Here is an 18187-nt window from a genome sequence, read left to right on the forward strand (position 1 = left end):
GGGCCGCCCTCACGGCGACGTCAGCACGCCGCCTGGCTCAGCAGTGGTGTGAGCACCTGGTCCAGCATCACGGTGTGGGTCTTGATGTACTGGTCGGCGTTGAGCAGCTCGGTGAGCTGCGTGAACAGTGACGTCTGCAGGTGTGCCGCGCGGATGTGCGTGATCAGCGGGTTCAGTGCGTCGGTCACCGCCTTGCTGGTCGTACCGTCCACAATGGGCACGAGCATCTGGTCGAGCATCACGGTGTGGGTCTTGACGTACTGATCGGTGTTGAGGATCTCGGTCACCTGGGTGAGCGGCGAGGTCTGCAGGTGTGCCGCTCGAACGTGCGCGATGAATGGCTCCAGCGCCGCCTTCGGCACGCACTTGGCCGGTGGCGCCGTGGTGGGTGGCGCCGTGGTGGGTGGTGACGTCGGCGGCTGGGTGGTCGGCGGTGGCGTCGAACCGCCGGTCACGGTGACCTTGGCCGTCATGTCCGGATGCACCGAGCAGAAGTAGGAGTACGTCCCCGCCTTGCTGAACGTGTACGTGTAGGTCTGGCCTTGCTGCAGCAGGGGCGAGGTGAACTTCTCCGGCCCGTCGGTGACCACGACGTTGTGCGGCGCACTGTCGTGGTTGGTCCACGTCACCGTGTCGCCGACGGCGATGGTCAGGTCGGCGGGCATGTACTTGTAGCCCATGATCTCGACTGTCTTCGCCGCTGCGGGCTGGGCAGTGGCCGGTGCTGCGGCTTGGACCGGCGCGGCCTGCGCCGGGGCGGCCAGTGCGGGCAACTCCGGCACGGCGAGCGCGTCGTTCTGGGCGGCGAGGCCGACCTGAGCGGGCGTCGAGTCCGTACGAACCGGGGCAGCCAGCGTGAACAACGCGAACAGCGATCCGGCGATCGCCACTAGGGCGAGCGCGCCGAGCAGACGGCCGCGGTACGTGACCCGCTCGTCTGGTGGATCAGGCTTGTCCATGGGGGTGTTCTCCTCTCACAGGGACACATCACCGGCCGGGATTGGCGGTGACGAGCAAGCTCGCCGCGACGAGAACGGCGACGACGAGGACGGTCTCCACAGCGACCGAGTAGACGAACGGGCGCACGGTCGCGGAGTCGCCGCGTAACACGACAGCGAAGTCGAGCCGCCGTTTGACCCAGCGTTTGCTCAGCTGGGCGGCGCCGAGGATGACCGCGAAGACGGCGAGCTTGATCAGCAGCAGCCTGCCGTAGCCGGTGGTCACCAGGACGTCCAGTGACGGCAGCAGTTGCAGTGCCAGCACGGTTCCCGCCAGCACGATGACGATCACGCTGATCATCGCCAGCCTGGAGTACTTGGGCGTCACCGTGGCCAGTTCGTCCGGGTGCCTGCGGGGGAGGACACCCAGCAGCAGGAACGCCAGTCCGCCGAACCACGCGCAGACTCCGGCCAGGTGCACCAACGCGGCGATCTCCGCGACCGTCTTGTCAGGCGCGTCGACGGCGTGCCCGGTGAGTCCCGCAGTGCGTAACAGGCCGAGTGCGACCGCGCCCGCGCCGACGCGCCAGGCCGCGGACCGGGCCGCTTTTTCCCTGCGCTGCAACAGGTCGGCGAGTACCACCGTGGCAAGCACCCATAACAGCGCCTTGGCGAACCATACGCGTCCGACTTGGACAGTGAGCAGCTGCTGGACGGCTGCCAGGGTGACCGGTTGCTGGGTAACCCACGCCGCCTGGAACGCGATCGCGGCCAGTGTGCCTGCCAGGCCGAGGAACCAGCCGATGCCCAGCAGTCGCCGCGTCCGGGGATCGTCGCCGCCACTCGGCCACAGCAACGCGACGAACAGGCACCCGCCGACGAACAAAGTGATCCCGAGATAGTCGAGCACGCGGGCGAAGACGTACAGCTCGCGTGCCGAATCGGCGACGATCATCGGGCAGTGGTTGTCGTGGTGGTGGTCGTTGTGGGCGGCTGGCAGTCCGTGCCCAGCAACGGGTCCGTCACTGGTGCCAACGGTTCGGTTGGCAGACCGAGCAATCCGGTAAGACCGCCGACCGTTCCGTCCACTGTGTCCACGAGTGCGCGCAGCAGACCAGGATCGCACGGCGGCGGGCTCGGTGTTGTCGTTGATGGCGGTGCCGAGGGCGGCGTTGAGGGGTGCCCGGTGTGGGGTGGTGGCGTCAGAGCCGGAGTAGTCGGATCCGGGCGTCCCTGGATCGGCTGGGGCGCAACGACTCCGCCGCCACCCACGGAACCACCACCGACCGGTTGAACGGGAGCGGGCTGCTGCTGGGTGGTCTGCGTCCGCGTGGTCGGCGGCCTGGCGGGCGGGGTGCTCTGTGCCTGTGCTGTGTCACCGGGTTGCTGGCGCAACCCGAGGCCGGACGCGAAGCCGAGCACCACGACCACCGTGCCGACCAAGCCTGCCGCGACGAAGTGTTCCCGCTTGAGTCCGGTCGCCATCGGATGTCCCCTTGAGGTCTCGACCGTGTGGAGTACGGCGAAGTAGACCAGCCGGGCTCATTGCTGCGCGTAGCGATCCGATGACTCAATGGTAAAGCTGGCCGCACGGCTGACTGATCAATGGGGTGAGATCGGGGACACGCCTGGTTAACAGCACACTGGATCGCATGAGATTTGGCGTGTTCTTGCTGGCAGGTCGTTTTCCGGCGCAAGACGACCGGGACGCCCTGCGGCGTGCGTCGGACGCTGTGGTCTGGGCTGAGCAGGCGGGATTCGACGATGTGTGGATCGCCGAGCACCACTTCATGTCATACGGCGTCTGTCCATCGGCGATCACGTTCGCGGCGCATGCCTTGGGGCGTACGGAAAGGATCACGGTTGGCACGGCGGTCAGCGTGCTGTCGACGACTCATCCGGTGATGCTCGCCGAACAGGTGACCATGCTCGACCAGATGTCCGGCGGGCGGTTGCACCTCGGGGTGGGGCGTGGCGGGCCGTGGCGTGACCTGGAGGTGTTCGGCACCGGGCTGGACCGGTGGGAGAACGGGTTCGCTGAAAGCCTCGACCTGCTCATCGAGTGCCTGACCGAACCGCAGGTCAAAAGCACTGGCCGGTTCGAGTTCAGTGAGGTGCCGATGGTGCCGAAACCTGGAAGGCGGCCACGGTTGGCGATCGCGTGCACGTCGCCGGGAACCGTCGAGGTGGCTGCGCGGCGAAACCTGCCGATGTTGCTGGGGATGGACCTCGACGACACCCGTAAAGCTGCCATGATCGACGCCTACCGGCAGGCAGGTGGCGCAGCAACGGAGCACATCGGAGCCGTACTCACGCATGTCGCCGACACGCGGGAGCAGGCCGTCCACGAGCTCAGAACTCTTATGCCGCAATGGCTTGGGCCGGGGCTGAAAGGTTACGTCGCCGTCGACGACCGGCCGCGCACCCCGCGGGATCCGGTCGGCTACACCGAGCAGCTGATCGGGATCAGCCCGGTCGGTACCGCCGAGCAGTGCCTTGAGCACTTGCGGCGCAACGCTTCCGGCATCGAGCACTACATCCTCATGGTGGACGGGTGTGGCGACCCCCAGCTCACCCGTCGCACCATCGAACGGCTAGGTCACTTGATCGGGGTCGTCTGAACCGAGGCGATCAGCCACTGCTCGCCGCGCTTGGCGAGGACGAACGTCACCGCGCCCTTGTCCGGCAGGGGCGCGTTCGGCTCGTCGCGTTCGTCCGAGACATGCTTGGTCGCGGTGACCACGGCGACGTCGGGCTGCACCAGCCACGCGTCGTGGATCTCGATCCTGGTCTGCACCTGGGCGAGCTGTGAGGCCATGGCCTTGCGGTACGCGGCACGGATGTTCTCGCGGCCGTGCAGCCTGCGCCCGGCGATGTTGACCAGGTTGGCGTCCTCGGTGAGCAGGTCGGCGAAGCCGTCCGGGTCGTTCTGCAGCTTGTCGCTGTTCGTCACGACCTGCTTGATGTCTTCCATGATCGATCCCTTCAAACGGAGCGTTTCGCTCCGCTAGCTTAGAACCGGAGTGTTTCGCTCCGCAAGTGGTTATGATCTAGGCCATGCCGAGGACTGCCGAAGCCGAACGCAACGATCGCGCGCTGCTCAAAGCGGCCAGAGAGGTGCTCGCCGTAGACGGGGTGCACGCCTCGGTCGCCTCGATCGCGGCCAGAGCGGGGGTCGGGATCGGCAGCCTGTACCGCCGTTACCGCTCGAAGGACGAGTTGTTCCAGCACCTGGTCGAGATCGCACTGGACCAGTGGACCGAGATCGCCGAACAAGCCCTGGCCAAGGACGACCCGTGGGACGGGATCGTGCACTACGTGACCAGCGCCGTCGGTATGGGCTCACTGGCACCGCTTGCCGGGAAGGTCACCATCACCGAGGAGATGGCCGCGAAGAACGCCCGCTCCGACAAGGCTTTCGAGGCGCTCGTCGCCAACGCCCACGAAGCCGGTGTGTTGCGCGAGGACGTCACGCTGGTGGACGTGCTGCTGATCATCGAGCAGCTGACCAAGTCCCCGCTGATCGAACAACTCCAGCAGCAAGGCCGCGAAGACCTGCTGGAGGCGGCGAGGAACGCGCAGCAACGCGTGACCGCCATCGCCCTGGCGGGACTGCGCCCGAGCGATCAGCCGATGCCCGGCGAGCCACCCGGCATGAACCTGTTCACCGAACGCTGGTCTAGCGCTGATTCCGGAAGATCATGAACAGCAGCCGCAGGCCGATCAGGACGCTGATCACCAGCAGGTTGTAGCCGATCACCTGGTGCAGCGTGATTTCGGCGACCAGGCGTGGGCCGCCGGTCGTGCCGAGCAGCAGCACGGCCATGATTCCCGTCGTCGCGCCGATGAACGCGAGCAGGCCCTGGTGCACGATGTTGTTGATCAGCTGCCGGTCGCGTTCGTCGGCGAACAGCCGGACGTTGACCGACAGCCTGCCCTCCTCCAGCGCGCCGCCGATCCGGTCGATCCGGCGCGGCAGCCTGCGCAGGACCGGCAGCAGCGTTAGCAGTTCCTCCGTCGCGGTCTTGCGCAATGACGCCGGATCCATCTGCTCGCTGAGCCGAACCCCGGCGTAGGCACGGGACTCCACGACGATGTTGAAGCCGGGCGCCAGCCCGGCGAGCGTTCCCTCCATTGTGGCCAGTGCGCGGAACACCGCCGCGATCTCCGGCGGCACGCTCAGCCCATAGGTGGTGACCAGCCGGAACAGGTCCGTGAACATCTCGACGTCCGGCGCGGCGCCACCGGCGAAGTGCCGGGCGATGAACTGGCCAAGCGCTCGTTCGAGTTTGAGTTCGTCGATGTCGTCCGGCCGGGACACCACCTCCAGCAACCCGTCACGCAACGCCGCGGGGTCACCGCGATCGATGGCGACCAAGAGGTTCTGCAAGCCGGTGCGCAGCGAGCCGTCCAGCCTGCCGACCGACCCGAAGTCGAGCAGGCCGAGCTTGCCGTCCGCCAGCAGCATCACGTTGCCCGGGTGCGGGTCGGCGTGGAAGACGCCGTTGCGCATCACCTGACGCAGCAAGCAATGCAGCAGGGACCGGGCCAACTCGGTCCGGTCGAGTCCTCGCGCGTCGATCTCGGCGGCGGCCGACCCGAGTGGTGTGCCCACGAGCCGGTCCATGACGAGGACCCGCCTTGTGGCCCGCTGGACAGTCGGGACGCGGACCGTCGCGTCGGCCGAGATGGCCTGGATGTTCTTGGCTTCGACGCGGAAGTCGAGTTCCTCCATCAGGTTCTTGGCGAAGCCGTCGGCCAGGGCGAGCACGCCGAGCCGCCGCGCCCACTGCGTTCGTTCTTCGAGGGTCCTGGCCAAGCGGTACATGATGTCCAGGTCCCGTTCGACGATCACGCCGATCCCGGGCCGCTGCACCTTCACGACCGCGTCCGTGCCGTCGATCAGCTTTGCCTTGTACACCTGCGCGACCGACGCGCTGGCCAAGGGCGTGGCGTCAACTTCGGCGAACACGGCATCCGGTTGGCCGAGTTCCTCGCTCAGCACCTTGTCGATCTCCTCGCGTGGCGCGGGGGAGACCTGGTCCTGCAGCCTGCTCAGCTCCTCGATGAACTCCGGTGGCAGCAGATCGGCGCGAGTGGACAGGACCTGGCCGAGCTTGACGAACGTGACCCCGGCTTCCTCCAAGGCCTCGCGCAGCGACCTGGCCAGCTGCGCCCGCTTGATCGGGTCGCTGGTCCGCAGCCTGCCGCGAAGTGCCGGGCCAAGGCCGTGCCGCAGGGCGATCCGGGTGATCTTCGAGTAGCGCCTGGCCCGGCTGATCCGGCCGGGAATGGACCGCAGACCGCCGACGAACCACATGCCCGTGCCGCTCGGCTTCATCACCTCGAGCACGAACAGGATCGCGACCGCGACAAGGAGCGTGCCACCGAAGATCGGGATGATGAACAGCAGGGCGATCGGCTCACTGCCGGGCGCGACCACGGGTGCCTGGCCGCCGATGTACCCGGCCACGCTCCACGCCGCTGCCGCCGCGATCGCCGCCCGGACGATGCCGACCCGGACCCCGAGCACCTTGCGCGCCCCTGCGATCAGGATCCACGTCACGAGCCCGAACCCGATCACCCCGACGATGCCTAGCAGCAGATACCCCATGGCTGGCACCCAACCAGACGCTCACTCCTGCCGCTGGAGGGGCCCGGACCGGGCCCCTGAGACCAGGGGCCCGGCATGGCGCGAACGTGTCGACGGCGAGGTCAGATCCGACACCGGAACGAGAGCCGCCTATCCCGCAGACGCTTCGAACTTCCGGCAAGGACCCATCGGGGTGGTACTGCCCAAGAACCGGATGCGGCGGCGGAAGCCATCCGGGTCGCCGCCGAATTCCACACCCCCATTCTGTCCCGGGGCGGCATGACTAGTCTCGCCGGGCAATGCACCAACACCGCAGTGGTGATCGACTGGCCCGTCACCCACGCGAATTGCGCGATCGGCGGCTGAAGCTCATTGGCTGATGATGCACACCGGTCCGCCATCGACGCGGCATTCGACGTTCGCCAAATCGCCGATCTGGGTGTACTCGAATGCGGGCACCCGGCGGGCGAGCCCGGCCCGGATCACGAGAACCTCCCGCTCGACCATGAAGGCGTCGGTGTCCATGCCCGGCCTGATCTGGTCGTCGGACTGGCCGGACGGCAACCACCAGTGCGCACACCGGACTGTCGTGGTCGCCAGGCGACAGGACTGCGTACCCATGCCGAACTCGGCCACCTTGACGACGTAGTTGGACGGCAGACGGTTCAGCACGTCACCGAGTGTCGCGTGCGCAGGTAACGCGGTCAGCAGGCTGAATCCCAGAAGCCCGGAAAAGGTGACGACCGTCAGCCGCCGGGCCCAGTGCTTGAGCATGGTGCGTCTCGCTCCTTTGGAAATGTTCACAGACGTTGACAGCGGCCAAGCTAGGGGCGGCGCGGATTGTCCAGCAACGGCGTGACCAGCTGAACAAACAATCACTCCCGGGAGTGAGCCGCGGTGCGGGGGCTCATGTGAAGATCGAGCCGTGGCGGGAGTGTTCAGTGCTGTGGTCGGGCCAGTCGCCAGTCGGCTGACGTATCGGCGCTGGACGTACCTGGTCCTCGGGGCGACCTTGATCGTTCCCTTCACGCTGGCTGCCGTGGCGATCGTGCCGCCGGTGTTGCACCTGCTGCTGCCCAGCGACACCGCCGAGCAGCCCCTGGTCGTCGCCGTCACGATGATCGTCGCGGTCCTTGCCTGGGCGGCGGGAACCTCGTTCATCCCAGCGGTCCGGGTCGTGGAAGGCACGGCGGCACGCGAACTGCTGGGCGCCGGGGTGCCCGTGCAGGCGTCGATGCGCGCGACCAACCTGGAGGCGCGGTGGAAGACGTGCCAGTGGTTTCTCGTGCACATCGTGATCGGGACTGCGATCGGCGGGTTCACGCTGTACGTCCCGATCGCTTTGCTGCAGTCGTTCGTGGCGCCCTTCACCGGTGAGTGGCTGCTCATCGGTGATGCGAACCTGCGGGTGCCGGTCGGCTGGCAGTCGGCGTGGATCCCGGTTGCCGCGGTCGTGAGCACGATCGTGCTCGTGCACCTGGTGAATCTGGCCGGGGTGGGTCTGACCAGGCTGTCGCAGGTCCTGCTCGGCCCGACGCCCGCGGATCACCTCGCCGAGCTCAAGCACCGGGCCGAGCGGCTCGCCGAGCGCAACCGGCTGGCCAGGGAACTGCATGACTCCGTCGGGCACGCGCTGAGCGTGGTCACCATCCAGGCCAGTGCCGCCGGGCGGGTGCTGGCGAAGGATCCCGAGTTCGCGCAGCGTGCCCTGTCGGCGATCGAGGAGGCCGCGCGGGACGCGCTCGCCGACCTCGACCACGTCCTCGGCCTGCTCAGGGAGGACGAGCCCGGCACACAGCCGCAGCACACGTTGACCGACCTGGACGATCTGCTCGGGACCATGCGGCTGGCGGGCGTCACGGTGCAGACCGAGATCTCCGGAGACGTGCCCGGGCTGCCGTTCGCGGTGTCCACTGAGGCGTACCGGATTGTGCAGGAGTGCCTGACGAACGCGTTGAAGCACGCGGGCAAGGTGAAGGTGACGTTGGCGGTCAAGGCGAGCCATGACGCGCTCGAGGTCGAGGTGGCCAACCCGTTGACCGGGCAACCCCAGAGCAGCCGGGGTGGCCGGGGGATCGCGGGCATGCGGGAGCGCACGACCGTCCTTCGTGGACAGATCAAGGCCGGGCCTGACAACGGGACGTGGCGGGTGAAGGCGAGGATTCCCCTATGAGGATTGGCACAGTGAGGATTGGCACTGTGAGGTTGGCCCTGTGAGGATCGCACTGTGACAGTGAACGTTCTGCTCGTCGACGACGAGGAGCTGATCCGGGCGGGGCTGCGGGCGATCATCGACACCGAGCCCGACCTCGCCGTGGTCGGCGAGGCCGAGGACGGTGCCGACGTGCTGCCGTTGGTCACCAAGCTCAAGCCGGACGTCGTGCTGATGGACGTGCGGATGCCCGCGGTCGACGGAATCCAGGCCACCAGGCACATCATCGATCGCGTGCCGGATGCGCCGAAGATCATTGTGGTGACGACGTTCGAGAACGACGACTACGTCTACGACGCGCTTCGGGCCGGTGCGAATGGTTTTCTGCTCAAGCGGGCCCGGCCTGCCGAGATCGTGCGGGCGATCCGGGTCGTGGTCGCGGGGGATTCGTTGCTGTTCCCTGAGAAGATCCGCTTGCTCGCCGGGCAGCGCGGGCTGGGACCCGGTCGGTCAGGCCTGCGGGAGGCAGGCCTGACCGACCGGGAGGCCGAGGTGCTGCGGCTGATGGCGACCGGTCTGTCCAATGTGGAGATATCCGAGCAGTTGTTCGTCAGTGTGCAGACGGTGAAAACGCATGTCGGCAACGTGCTGTCCAAGCTGCACGCCCGGGACCGCACCCAGGCCGTGATCACCGCCTACGAATCGGGTTTCGTCACACCCGGCTAGCGTCGTGCCTCCGCCCAGGCCCGGCTCAGGCGGTTGACCAGTTCGGTGAGGACATCGTCGGGAAACGCGAACGGGAACCGGATGAAGTTGTCGTGCGCGCCGGACGGATCCGTTGCCGCGCCTGGCACGACCTCGACTCCGTGCCGCAACGCGACCTGCGCGAAGATCCGCGCGTCGGTACCGGGCAGCTCGATCCACAGCGCGGACCCGCCATCCGGTGTGCGCCAACGCCATTCGGGCAGGTGCTGGGTGAGCAGCTCACGGGCCCGGCCGAGCCGGTCCCGCAACTCGGCGATCCGCGCGCCTGCCAGTTCGGGCAGTTGCGGCAGCAGCCGTGCCGCCAACGCCTGATCCAGTACCGGGCTGCCGAGATCCGCGAGCGCCTTGTGCCGGGCAAGCCGCTCCGCCGTCTCGATCGACGCCCGCACCCAGCCGATCCGCAGGCCCGCCCACACGGATTTGGCCAGCGAACCGATTGTGAGCACTTCCGCGTTGCTGTTGGCGAAAGCGCCGATGGGCGGCGGAGCACCCTCGGCCGCGCCCACGGTGTACGCGTGGTCCTCGACGACCGGGACGGCGTACCGCGCGGCCAGTTCCACGATCCGACGGCGACGGCTCGTGGACATCAGGATGCCGGTCGGGTTGTGGTACGTCGGCATGACGTACAACAGGTCCGGCTGGTGCTCGGCCATCGCGCGGCCAAGCTGATCCGCCCGGATACCCTCGTTGTCCAGTTCCACGCCGACCAGGCGGACGCCGGTCGCCCGGAACACGTCGAGGCAGCCAGGCCAGCTCGGCGTCTCCACGACCGCGGTCCAGCCACGCCGCAGGTACATCTGGGTGATCAGCCCGATCGCCTGCTGTGCGCCGGTGGTGATGACGACTTGCTTCGGTTCCGTGGGCATGCCTGTGGCCGTCAGATGTCCGGCGACCGCCGAACGCAGCTCAGGCAGGCCGGCCGGGTGATACCCCGACCCGTTGAGCAACGCGGGCAAATCCGCGTGCACCAGATCGAGCAACGCCCCACGCAGGTGCGGCGCGCCAGGGTCGAACGCCCTGGCAAGCGAGATGATCTCGCCTGCCGCGTCGTTCGTGCGATTGATGATCGGTGTCGCCCGGCCGAACACCCGCCCTTCCACACTCGGCCGGAACCCGGGCGGACGGACGACCCGCGTACCACTGCCTCGCCTGCTGTCGACAAGGCCGATCGAGCGCAGTTCGTCGTACGCCGACACCACGGTCGCGCGGCTCACGGCAAGAGCCCGCGCCAGATCACGTTCGGACGGTAACCGCTCACCGGCATGCAGGTCGCCTGCGTGGATGGCTCGGCGCACAGCCTCAGCCAACCGCCGGTACAGCGGAGCCCGCCCGGCTGACGTGCTCGTCCAGTCGCCGAGTACCTCGACGAGGTCGGAGCCGTCGGTCAAACGGTCCATTGCTCCCCCTGAATGGCCCGCGATCCAGGCCAAAACTCCCTCTACTCGGTGCCAACCTTTTCCACACTGATCGGTTTTCTGGTGGGTTCGTTAGCACCTAACGAGAAGAGTTCTCCCGGGTTCGCGCCATCAGGCAACGGGCTGCTGCGCGTGGGTCTGCCCGCGAGCCGTCCGACCACGCAAAACGTCGATCCGGTCGGATCCGGGGCGGCCGAGCACCCAGCTGGAACCCGGGACCGACTTCGCCTGCTTCTTCAACGGCGCGAGCAGAGCGGACGCCTCACGGTAGGACGACACGCTGTTCACCGCGCACACCAACGAGGCGAGCGACACCGTCACCGGCATGCCCTCGATCGACCATTGGGTGTCCAGCAGCACCCCGGCGAGTGCCGAGATCTCGTCAAGTTCGGTGACCAGGAGGAAGTCGTCGCCGCCGACGTGGCCCACCATCACGTTCGGCATCTTCGAGCTGGCTTCGGTGATCGTCCGGCCGAATGTCCTGATCAGGTCGTCGCCCGCGGCGAAACCCAGTGAATCGTTCACGATTTTGAAGGAGTCCACGTCCAGCCACGCGATGACGAACATCTGGCCGTCGGAGATCCGCCGGTCGATCTCGCGGGCCACCGCGTCCGTGCCCGGCAGCCGGGTCAAGGGGTTGAGCGAGGCGGCCTGCTCGACCTTCATGTCCGCGACACCGCGGATCACGTCGCTGGCGCGGACCACGCCGACACACCGGCCGCTCTCATCGGTGACCACCACGTCGTCACCGGTGCGTTCCCAGTCGGTGTCGCCGACGAGCTCAAGCAACTCCATGCCGGTCGCCTCGCGGTCGATCAGCAACGGCTTGTCCGCGTGCCGCGCGGCCGCGCGTTTGGCGTGCAGCGCGTGCCCGTACGGACCGGCGACGATGAGCAGGAACCGGCTGCGGTCGATCGACCACTGCGGTCGCCACGCCTCGTCGACCAGCACAAGGCCGTTGATGTCCGGGCGTTCGGCGAGCGTGGCGCGTACTTCCTCGGCCGTCGCGGTCGCCGGGAGCATCAGCGCGGGGTGCATGAAGTCGGTGACCTGCGGCGGCTTCACGGCCGTGACGCGCCGTTCCGCGGCCTCGGCCAGCGCCTGGGTGCGCTTGGGGTCGTCGATCGACGCGGCGAGGTACTCGCCCTGCGCGGCACGCACACCGAGCCGGCTCAACGTGACGAGCTGGTTGTCGTTGGTCACGTTGACCGCCGTGACCCTGGCTTCGGTGCGTGACGCGAGGCGGACGACCGCCTCGAGCATCGCGGCGGCGGCCGGGTCATCCGGGTTCGTGAGCATCTTGGAGTGGATCTTGAACATGTCCGGTGCGGCCTCGGCCAGCAGGGCGAGCGGCGCGTCGCCGTCACCGATGCCGTCAAGCGCGATCCGGAACCCCTCCGCCCGCAGCTTGGCGATGCCCGACAGCAGGTCGGCCCGGCGGGCCTGGCAGAACGGCGGGCCGATCTCCAGCACGACGTCACGGCTGTGCCGTCCGGTGTGCCGCAGCACGGGCAGCAGGTAGTGCAGCAGGTCGTCGGTGCGCGCCGCCGTCGAGGCCAGGATGTTCACGTGCAGCGGGATCGACGGATCCTGCTCCTCCGACGCGAGCAGGGCATGCCCCGCCAACGCGATGTCGGTCTGGGTCAGCTGCCCGGCCCGGCTGGCGGCCTTGAACAGACCGTGGATGTTGCCGGTCGATGGCACGGGCAACGCCTCAAGGGCGATCACACGGCCAGTGCGGGTGCTGAGCAACGGCTGGAACGCGAAGCTCACTTCTTGAGTCGCGGACACGGGTCACATACTGCCGAATGAGCTCACGTTTCGGCGATTTCGTCACCCACTGTTCACGTTGCGGACGCGGACAATCACCGATTTGGCGCAAACCAGGCGGACCCGTCCGGATGCTTTGCGGAAGATTCGGAACATTGCCGCGAACGTCGCGCCCGGATCGTCGCGTCCGGAAAGATATCCACGCTGTGCGTCCGGTGGTAGGTCAAAAAATAACTCAAAGAAATCGCGTGTCTCGGTGGCCGACAACGACAGCAGTGCTTCAAGGCCGCAGTGCCGCAGAAAATGCACGAACCGGGCGCGGGACGGCCACAACGCCGGCCACGGGTCCTCACCAGCGGCGATCGCCGCCGCGATGCGCGGTGCCAGCCGGAACGCCTCACCGACGCTGTAGCCGGCCGCCGGGTGGACGAACCCCGCGGCGGCGCCGAACGGCAGGACCGGTTCGCGTTTCGGCTTCGGCACATCGAGTGGAAAACGCACACGTTCGACATCGGGCGTGTCGATCTTTATCCCGTATGGCGCGAGGCGTTCTCGCAATGCCTCACGAAGTGTGCGGAAATCCATCGCCGGACGGCGCGCGAGCGCGGTCTCTTCAAGCAGGACTTTGCCTTGGCCCAGCGGCATCGCGTAGAGGAACGTGTTGTGATCGCCGCGCCAGTCCATGAAAATCGCTTCGCCCGGCGCGACAATAGGTGCCGCGACTTCCTCGGGCACGATGATGCCGTACGCGGTCTGTTCCGCTGTACCACCGCGTGAACCCATGGCGTTCACAACGGTTTTGGCCGCGAACGTGCGGCCGTCGGCGAGCTCGAGTCCCTTGTGGTCAGCCTTGACCACCCGGCCGGTGATGACCGTGACGTTCTTGGTCAGCACCGCCATCAGCCGCTCGTTGTTCAGGATCGCGTACCGGCGGGCGATCACGTGCGTCTTGTTGGTGTAGGCCCGGATGACCTTCGGCTCGGCGGCGGTGACATCCGGTGGCAGCATGGCCAGCTCGTCACCCCATAGGCCGTATGTGGCAGGCCAGGTCCGCAGCGGATGCGGCGCCACGATCGCGGTCTGGAGCCCCAGCCGGGCACAGTGCGCGGCGAGCGCCCACCCCGACGGCCCGGCGCCCGCGATCATGACGTCGGGCATATCCCGATTGGACCATGGCCGCGTTTCCCGCTTGGTCGGGGGATAGCGGTCTATCGTGCGCTCATGAGTGATCCGAGGGAGGAACGGCGTTCACACGGAGCGCCCGCGGTGGCGTTCGACCTGGCCGCGAGCGAGTTCCGGGTGGACAGGGACCGGATCGCCGGCTCGCCCTTCTTCGCACGACTCGGTGGCGTCACCCAGGTGGTGAGCGCGAGCGGCTCGGGCCTGTTGCACAACAGGCTGACCCACAGCGTGAAAGTCGCACAGGTCGCGCGGGCCATCGCCGAGCGGTTGTGCGCCGAGTACGTCTCGCTCATCGACGCACTCGGCGGGTGCGACCCGGACGTGGTCGAGGCGGCGGCGCTGGCCCACGACCTCGGCCACCCACCCTTCGGGCACCTCGGTGAACAAGTGCTCGACCGGCTGGCGCGCCACCGCTTCGGCCTGGCTGACGGCTTCGAGGGCAACGCGCAGTCGTTCCGGATCGTCACGACGACCGATGTCGGAGGCCCGTCTGCGGTTGGTTTGGACCTCACGGCGGCCGTGCGGGCGGCGATGCTGAAGTACCCGTGGACGCGGCTGCACCACCCCGAGCCGCATCCCCGGTTCATGGCCGAACCTCCCCGAGGCGCGTCCGAGCCGTCCGACGCGCCGGGCACAGGTTCGGGGAAGTTCTCGGCCTACGTGACCGAACTGGACGACCTCGAGCAGGCCCGTGCACCGTTCGAAGGCCGTTTGGCCGACTGGCAGCAGACGATCGAAGCGTCCGTTATGGACACCGCGGACGACATCGCGTACGCGATCCACGACATCACCGACTTTCACCGGATCGGGGTACTGCAGCACGCGCCCGTCGCGGCCGAACTCGGCCAGTGGCAGTCGAACGCGGCGACGTTGGCGTGGCTGTCCGATGAGGAGGTTCGGCGCCAGCAGCGACTGCCTGGGCGGTCGTTGGAGTTGCTGCGCCGGCGCATGCACGAGAAGGACTCGTGGATCGTCAGCGACGACGCTTTTCACTCGGCGGTGGCCCGGGTTCGGGCCGAGCTGGTCGACGAGCTGCTTTCCTCGCCCTTTGACGGATCGGTGGAAGCTGAGCAGGCGGTCGCTCGGTTCTCCATGCGGTGGACTTCCCGGCTGGTCGAGGAGATGTCCGTTGTGGAGGATCCGTCGACCCGGTCCGGGCACGTGCTGTTGGGCGGCGAACAGTGGCACGAGGTGCAGGTCTTGAAGTTCCTGCACCGGAAGTTCGTGCTGCTGCGGCCGGACCTGGCTTTGCACCAGCGTGGTCAGGCCCGCCTGATCACCAACCTGGTCGAGGCTCTTGACCAGTGGCTGGGTGACCGGTTCGAGGCCGACAGGTTGCCCCGCCGACTGCATGATCTCGTCGATTTGGCCGTCGCCGAGTATGAGGCCCTGGCTCGTTCGGAGCCCACTGTTCTGGTTGGGGCGACTGGAGATGCTCCTCAGGGCAAGGATGCCGTGCACGCTTTGGCTCGTGGCCGGGCGGTCATCGACTTCGTGTCGTCGTTGACCGACAAGCAGGCCGTGTCCCTGATGGACGCGTTGTCGGGACGGAGCGCTCAGCCTTGGTCTGACGCCTTCGTGCTGTGATAGGCGGCGTGCACCGCGAAGGCGATCCATTCCGGGTTTTCCCACGTGCTCCAGCGTGTCCGGGCGTCCTGTTCGATGGCCGCGACGGCTTGGTCGGGCGGTAGTTGGCGGGCCTGGGCGCGGATGTGCTTGAGGTAGTCGCGGATTTCGACGAGGAGTTGCGCGTCGGCGACTTCGCCGTGGCCGGGGACGACGACCGCGGGGTCCAAGGCCACCAGCTCGTCCAGCACGCGGATCCACCCGGTGATGTCGACATCCGTGTCGTGCGGCGGGAAGTACGGCGCGATCGGGAACATGCGGGTCTCGGCGAGGTCGCCGGTGAACAGCACGCGACCGTCGACCAACACCGTCTGATCGGAACTGGTGTGTGCCGGGCCCCGGTGGTGCAGCGTGACTGTGCGTCCGCCGAGATCGATCTCCGCTTGCGAGCCGTCGTACGTCACATCCGGTTCGGTCAGTTCGACATCCTCCAGCTGGGTGGCGAAGGACGGGCTCAGGCCGCTGAACATCGCAAGGTACGCGGCGCCTTTGCGATGCAGTTCGTCGCGTTGGGCGCGGTTGTAGATGATGGTCGCGGCGCCTTTGAACGCTTGCGCGCCGAAGCTGTGTTCGGGGTGGAAGTGCGTGGTCGTCAGGTACAGCCGGCGGTCATTGGCGAGACGTTTGGCTTGGCCGAGCACGTATTCGCCGTTGCGAGGACCAAGACCGGTGTCGACGATCAAGGCCGCGTGCTCGCCCACCACGATGCCGACGTTCGGCACGAGCGGTACCCGGCGGTCGGGGATCACGAAAACGCCATCGGCCACCTCGACCGGCTCGCCGCTGACAATCGGTTCCGGTGCACTGCTCACGTCTGGTAATGCGGTCACCGCGCTGGCCCCAATCTGATCGGTGTTCAGATGCTAGTCCGACGGTAGCACGAATCTGAACACTGCTAAGATCGTCGCGTGGGCTATCACCATGGCGACCTGCGGGCAGCGCTGCTCGACGCCGCCGAATCACTCGTGCGGGAGCGCGGCATCGACGGTTGGTCGCTGCGTGAGGTATCCGCGCGGATCGGCGTCAGCCCCAGCGCGGCGTACCACCACTTCAAGTCACGCGACGCGTTGGTCGGTGCCTTGTCCGCACAAGTGCTCGCTCGGCTGGGGGAGCGAGTCCGGAAAGCCGCCGGGCGCGCCCGAGGCCAGCGGGAGGACCCACAGTCGCGAGTGATCGCGCTGTGCCGGTCGTATGTCCGTTGGACGGTGGAGGATCCATCGGTCGCAGGCCTCGCGTTCGGCGCACACCACGACGAGGCCGAGACGCCAGTTTCTCCGCATCCCCATGACGTGTTGGCCGCCGAGTTGGACAAGCTCGTCGAGGCCGGTGGTCTGACAGCGTCGGCACGCATCGGGGCCGAGTTCGTGCTGTGGCCCGCGGTGCATGGACTCGCCACCCTGTTGCGAGACGGCCTGATGCGCCTGGACAGCGCCCGTGAGGTTGACGCACAAGTGGAAAGGCTGATTCGCGCGGTCCTCACCGGACTGCGAGAGGAGACCTCCCAGCATCGGCCCCAAGCCCGCTCGGCACATACCGAGCACCTTGGCTCTTAGAAACGCAATGCGCGAAGCCGGAACTCGTCCGTGCGGGTGCCGCTGAGCAACTGGTCCAACCTGCCGGTCAGCACGTACGTGCCGCAGCGACTGCGGGCCATGGTCGTCGGTGCCGGATCAGGCCAGGGGAGTGAGGACTTGACGGTCGCAGTGTGCCAGCCATCGGTGGAGTGCAGTCGGAGTACCCGGTTGGCGCTGGTGTTGTCGATGCCGTCGAGCATGGTGGTTCCGGTGAGCAACAGGCCGTCGAGGGCACCGATGGGTTCGTTCACGGTGACTTGAGCGAGGTTCGCCGGGTCACGCAACGGGATCCGCCACAGACTCCGCCCGGACGAATGCGCGACGAGCAGGAAACCGCCGGGGTGCCAGACGATTCCGTTCGCGCCGTTGCCTGAACCTGCGGGCATCAACCGGTCGTCGCGGATCAGGATCGACGGCGAGCCATAGGGTGGCACGCGGTAGATGGCGCCACTGCGCGAGTCGGTGACGTACGCTGTGCCGTCGGGTGCTACGGCAACGTCGTTTCCGAAGTGTGGCCGTTGTGGGTCGAGCGCGGCGAGGTCGACGTACCTGATCTGCTTGCCGGAGTGGGCGTCGTAGATGCCTAGACCGGATGTCTTGCCGATCGTTTCCGGCGTTGAGCGGTCGCCGATGCCGATGTCGCCGTTCACCGCGAGCACCTTGCCGCGGTCGACCGCGAGGCCCATGGTGGTGATCAGTCTGGGATCGTTGACGAGGGTTCGTGTGGATCCGTCTGGTTGGACCGCGGAGACTGTGCCATGGGTGACGGATCCGACCAGGAACCTGTCTCGCCGGCCGTCGTAGGCAATGCCTTCGGGATGCAGGGTGGGACCGTTGCCAAGGACGAAGTCGGGGCACGGCCGGTTTTCCGTCGCAGACGCGGAAACCGGGACCGCGGCAACGGCGATCAGGGCGAGCACAACGGACCGCAACCCTCGTCGTCTCATGTGTGCAACGTAGCCGTGGCGCCTACCTGGGCATACCGACGAAGGTTAGGTGCTTTCGTTCCGTGACCACATGTGGCAACGGAGTCACTCATACGGCTGCTATTCCCTGAGTGTTCCGGCACATAACGTCTGCGCGATCCGGGGTTGACCCCGGTTTCATCCGCGTGTGTCGGGGCACGCGTTGGAATGCTGGGAGGGGACTAGTGCGTGCGCCCATTCGGCCGA

Annotated in this window: 17 protein-coding genes; 6 read left to right on the forward strand and 11 right to left on the reverse strand. The window is 67.3% G+C overall.

The window, feature by feature from the left end:
* Positions 1-20: 20 nt before the first annotated feature.
* From B9C43_RS04735 to B9C43_RS04745, 3 genes are read right to left on the reverse strand one after another with little or no spacing between them, the layout of a single operon-like run.
* Positions 21-959, reverse strand: a complete 939-nt coding sequence (locus tag B9C43_RS04735) for a cupredoxin domain-containing protein (RefSeq protein WP_084424819.1) — start codon at positions 957-959, stop codon at positions 21-23.
* 28 nt (positions 960-987) lie between these two features.
* Positions 988-1893, reverse strand: coding sequence for a copper resistance D family protein (locus B9C43_RS04740; RefSeq protein WP_084424820.1), 906 nt, complete (start codon positions 1891-1893; stop codon positions 988-990).
* The gene (locus B9C43_RS04745) at positions 1890-2423 is read right to left on the reverse strand and encodes a hypothetical protein (RefSeq protein WP_084424821.1); all 534 of its coding nucleotides are present in this window, start codon (positions 2421-2423) and stop codon (positions 1890-1892) included. The genes B9C43_RS04740 and B9C43_RS04745 overlap by 4 nt, the downstream gene beginning before the upstream one ends.
* Positions 2424-2590: 167 nt before the next feature.
* On the opposite strand from B9C43_RS04745, the gene B9C43_RS04750 reads away from it, so the two are divergent.
* Complete coding sequence (locus B9C43_RS04750; RefSeq protein WP_084424822.1) at positions 2591-3559, forward strand: LLM class flavin-dependent oxidoreductase; 969 nt, start codon at positions 2591-2593, stop codon at positions 3557-3559.
* Here B9C43_RS04750 and B9C43_RS04755 read toward each other — a convergent pair.
* A complete protein-coding gene (locus B9C43_RS04755) occupies positions 3538-3912 on the reverse strand; it encodes an SgcJ/EcaC family oxidoreductase (RefSeq protein WP_084424823.1) in 375 nt (124 codons plus the stop codon). The two genes, B9C43_RS04750 and B9C43_RS04755, sit on opposite strands and share 22 nt — an antisense overlap.
* A gap of 83 nt (positions 3913-3995) precedes the next feature.
* On the opposite strand from B9C43_RS04755, the gene B9C43_RS04760 reads away from it, so the two are divergent.
* Complete coding sequence (locus B9C43_RS04760; RefSeq protein ID WP_084424824.1) at positions 3996-4643, forward strand: TetR/AcrR family transcriptional regulator; 648 nt, start codon at positions 3996-3998, stop codon at positions 4641-4643.
* Here B9C43_RS04760 and B9C43_RS04765 read toward each other — a convergent pair.
* Together B9C43_RS04765 and B9C43_RS04775 are read right to left on the reverse strand one after the other, a co-directional pair.
* Positions 4618-6552, reverse strand: a complete 1935-nt coding sequence (locus tag B9C43_RS04765) for an ABC1 kinase family protein (RefSeq protein ID WP_084424825.1) — start codon at positions 6550-6552, stop codon at positions 4618-4620. The two genes, B9C43_RS04760 and B9C43_RS04765, sit on opposite strands and share 26 nt — an antisense overlap.
* A 348-nt stretch (positions 6553-6900) precedes the next feature.
* Positions 6901-7305 carry a hypothetical protein gene (locus B9C43_RS04775; RefSeq protein ID WP_084424826.1) on the reverse strand — a complete coding sequence of 135 codons (405 nt, stop codon included), beginning with the start codon at positions 7303-7305 and terminating at the stop codon, positions 6901-6903.
* 151 nt (positions 7306-7456) lie between these two features.
* Here B9C43_RS04775 and B9C43_RS04780 point away from each other — a divergent pair, with 151 nt between their 5' ends.
* Together B9C43_RS04780 and B9C43_RS04785 are read left to right on the forward strand one after the other, a co-directional pair.
* A complete protein-coding gene (locus B9C43_RS04780) occupies positions 7457-8704 on the forward strand; it encodes a sensor histidine kinase (protein WP_235038427.1) in 1248 nt (415 codons plus the stop codon).
* 54 nt (positions 8705-8758) lie between these two features.
* The gene (locus tag B9C43_RS04785) at positions 8759-9409 is read left to right on the forward strand and encodes a response regulator transcription factor (RefSeq protein WP_084424827.1); all 651 of its coding nucleotides are present in this window, start codon (positions 8759-8761) and stop codon (positions 9407-9409) included.
* On the opposite strand, the gene B9C43_RS04790 is transcribed toward B9C43_RS04785, so the two are convergent.
* The 3 genes from B9C43_RS04790 to B9C43_RS04800 all read right to left on the reverse strand — a co-directional run bounded on the left by B9C43_RS04790 (position 9406) and on the right by B9C43_RS04800 (position 13791).
* A complete protein-coding gene (locus B9C43_RS04790) occupies positions 9406-10845 on the reverse strand; it encodes an aminotransferase-like domain-containing protein (RefSeq protein WP_084424828.1) in 1440 nt (479 codons plus the stop codon). The genes B9C43_RS04785 and B9C43_RS04790 overlap by 4 nt on opposite strands.
* A 129-nt stretch (positions 10846-10974) precedes the next feature.
* Positions 10975-12654, reverse strand: coding sequence for a GGDEF domain-containing protein (locus B9C43_RS04795; RefSeq protein ID WP_084424829.1), 1680 nt, complete (start codon positions 12652-12654; stop codon positions 10975-10977).
* Positions 12655-12696: 42 nt separating this feature from the next.
* Entirely contained in the window at positions 12697-13791 is a 1095-nt protein-coding gene (locus B9C43_RS04800; RefSeq protein ID WP_084424830.1) for a lycopene cyclase family protein, read from the reverse strand.
* 63 nt (positions 13792-13854) lie between these two features.
* Between B9C43_RS04800 and B9C43_RS04805 the strand changes: the two genes are divergently transcribed.
* Entirely contained in the window at positions 13855-15402 is a 1548-nt protein-coding gene (locus B9C43_RS04805) for a deoxyguanosinetriphosphate triphosphohydrolase family protein (protein ID WP_084424831.1), read from the forward strand.
* Here the strand turns inward: B9C43_RS04805 and B9C43_RS04810 are convergent.
* On the reverse strand, positions 15372-16253 hold the full coding sequence (locus tag B9C43_RS04810; protein ID WP_084424832.1) for an MBL fold metallo-hydrolase: 882 nt from the start codon (positions 16251-16253) through the stop codon (positions 15372-15374). The two genes, B9C43_RS04805 and B9C43_RS04810, sit on opposite strands and share 31 nt — an antisense overlap.
* A gap of 96 nt (positions 16254-16349) precedes the next feature.
* Between B9C43_RS04810 and B9C43_RS04815 the strand changes: the two genes are divergently transcribed.
* Entirely contained in the window at positions 16350-16994 is a 645-nt protein-coding gene (locus tag B9C43_RS04815) for a TetR/AcrR family transcriptional regulator (RefSeq protein ID WP_084424833.1), read from the forward strand.
* Here B9C43_RS04815 and B9C43_RS04820 read toward each other — a convergent pair.
* The gene (locus tag B9C43_RS04820) at positions 16991-17962 is read right to left on the reverse strand and encodes an SMP-30/gluconolactonase/LRE family protein (RefSeq protein WP_084424834.1); all 972 of its coding nucleotides are present in this window, start codon (positions 17960-17962) and stop codon (positions 16991-16993) included. The genes B9C43_RS04815 and B9C43_RS04820 overlap by 4 nt on opposite strands.
* Between the last annotated feature and the right edge of the window lie 225 nt (positions 17963-18187).

The organism is Kibdelosporangium aridum (genome assembly GCF_900176515.1).
Classification (GTDB): Bacteria; Actinomycetota; Actinomycetes; order Mycobacteriales; family Pseudonocardiaceae; genus Kibdelosporangium; species Kibdelosporangium aridum.

What these genes read in the sequence shown, in the direction of transcription:
- B9C43_RS04735 (WP_084424819.1), bottom strand. Translation starts at nt 959, where the DNA reads ATGGACAAGCCTGATCCACCAGACGAGCGGGTCACGTACCGCGGCCGT.
- B9C43_RS04740 (WP_084424820.1), bottom strand. Translation starts at nt 1,893, where the DNA reads ATGATCGTCGCCGATTCGGCACGCGAGCTGTACGTCTTCGCCCGCGTG.
- B9C43_RS04745 (WP_084424821.1), bottom strand. Translation starts at nt 2,423, where the DNA reads ATGGCGACCGGACTCAAGCGGGAACACTTCGTCGCGGCAGGCTTGGTC.
- B9C43_RS04750 (WP_084424822.1), top strand. Translation starts at nt 2,591, where the DNA reads ATGAGATTTGGCGTGTTCTTGCTGGCAGGTCGTTTTCCGGCGCAAGAC.
- B9C43_RS04755 (WP_084424823.1), bottom strand. Translation starts at nt 3,912, where the DNA reads ATGGAAGACATCAAGCAGGTCGTGACGAACAGCGACAAGCTGCAGAAC.
- B9C43_RS04760 (WP_084424824.1), top strand. Translation starts at nt 3,996, where the DNA reads ATGCCGAGGACTGCCGAAGCCGAACGCAACGATCGCGCGCTGCTCAAA.
- B9C43_RS04765 (WP_084424825.1), bottom strand. Translation starts at nt 6,552, where the DNA reads ATGGGGTATCTGCTGCTAGGCATCGTCGGGGTGATCGGGTTCGGGCTC.
- B9C43_RS04775 (WP_084424826.1), bottom strand. Translation starts at nt 7,305, where the DNA reads ATGCTCAAGCACTGGGCCCGGCGGCTGACGGTCGTCACCTTTTCCGGG.
- B9C43_RS04790 (WP_084424828.1), bottom strand. Translation starts at nt 10,845, where the DNA reads ATGGACCGTTTGACCGACGGCTCCGACCTCGTCGAGGTACTCGGCGAC.
- B9C43_RS04800 (WP_084424830.1), bottom strand. Translation starts at nt 13,791, where the DNA reads ATGCCCGACGTCATGATCGCGGGCGCCGGGCCGTCGGGGTGGGCGCTC.
- B9C43_RS04805 (WP_084424831.1), top strand. Translation starts at nt 13,855, where the DNA reads ATGAGTGATCCGAGGGAGGAACGGCGTTCACACGGAGCGCCCGCGGTG.
- B9C43_RS04820 (WP_084424834.1), bottom strand. Translation starts at nt 17,962, where the DNA reads ATGAGACGACGAGGGTTGCGGTCCGTTGTGCTCGCCCTGATCGCCGTT.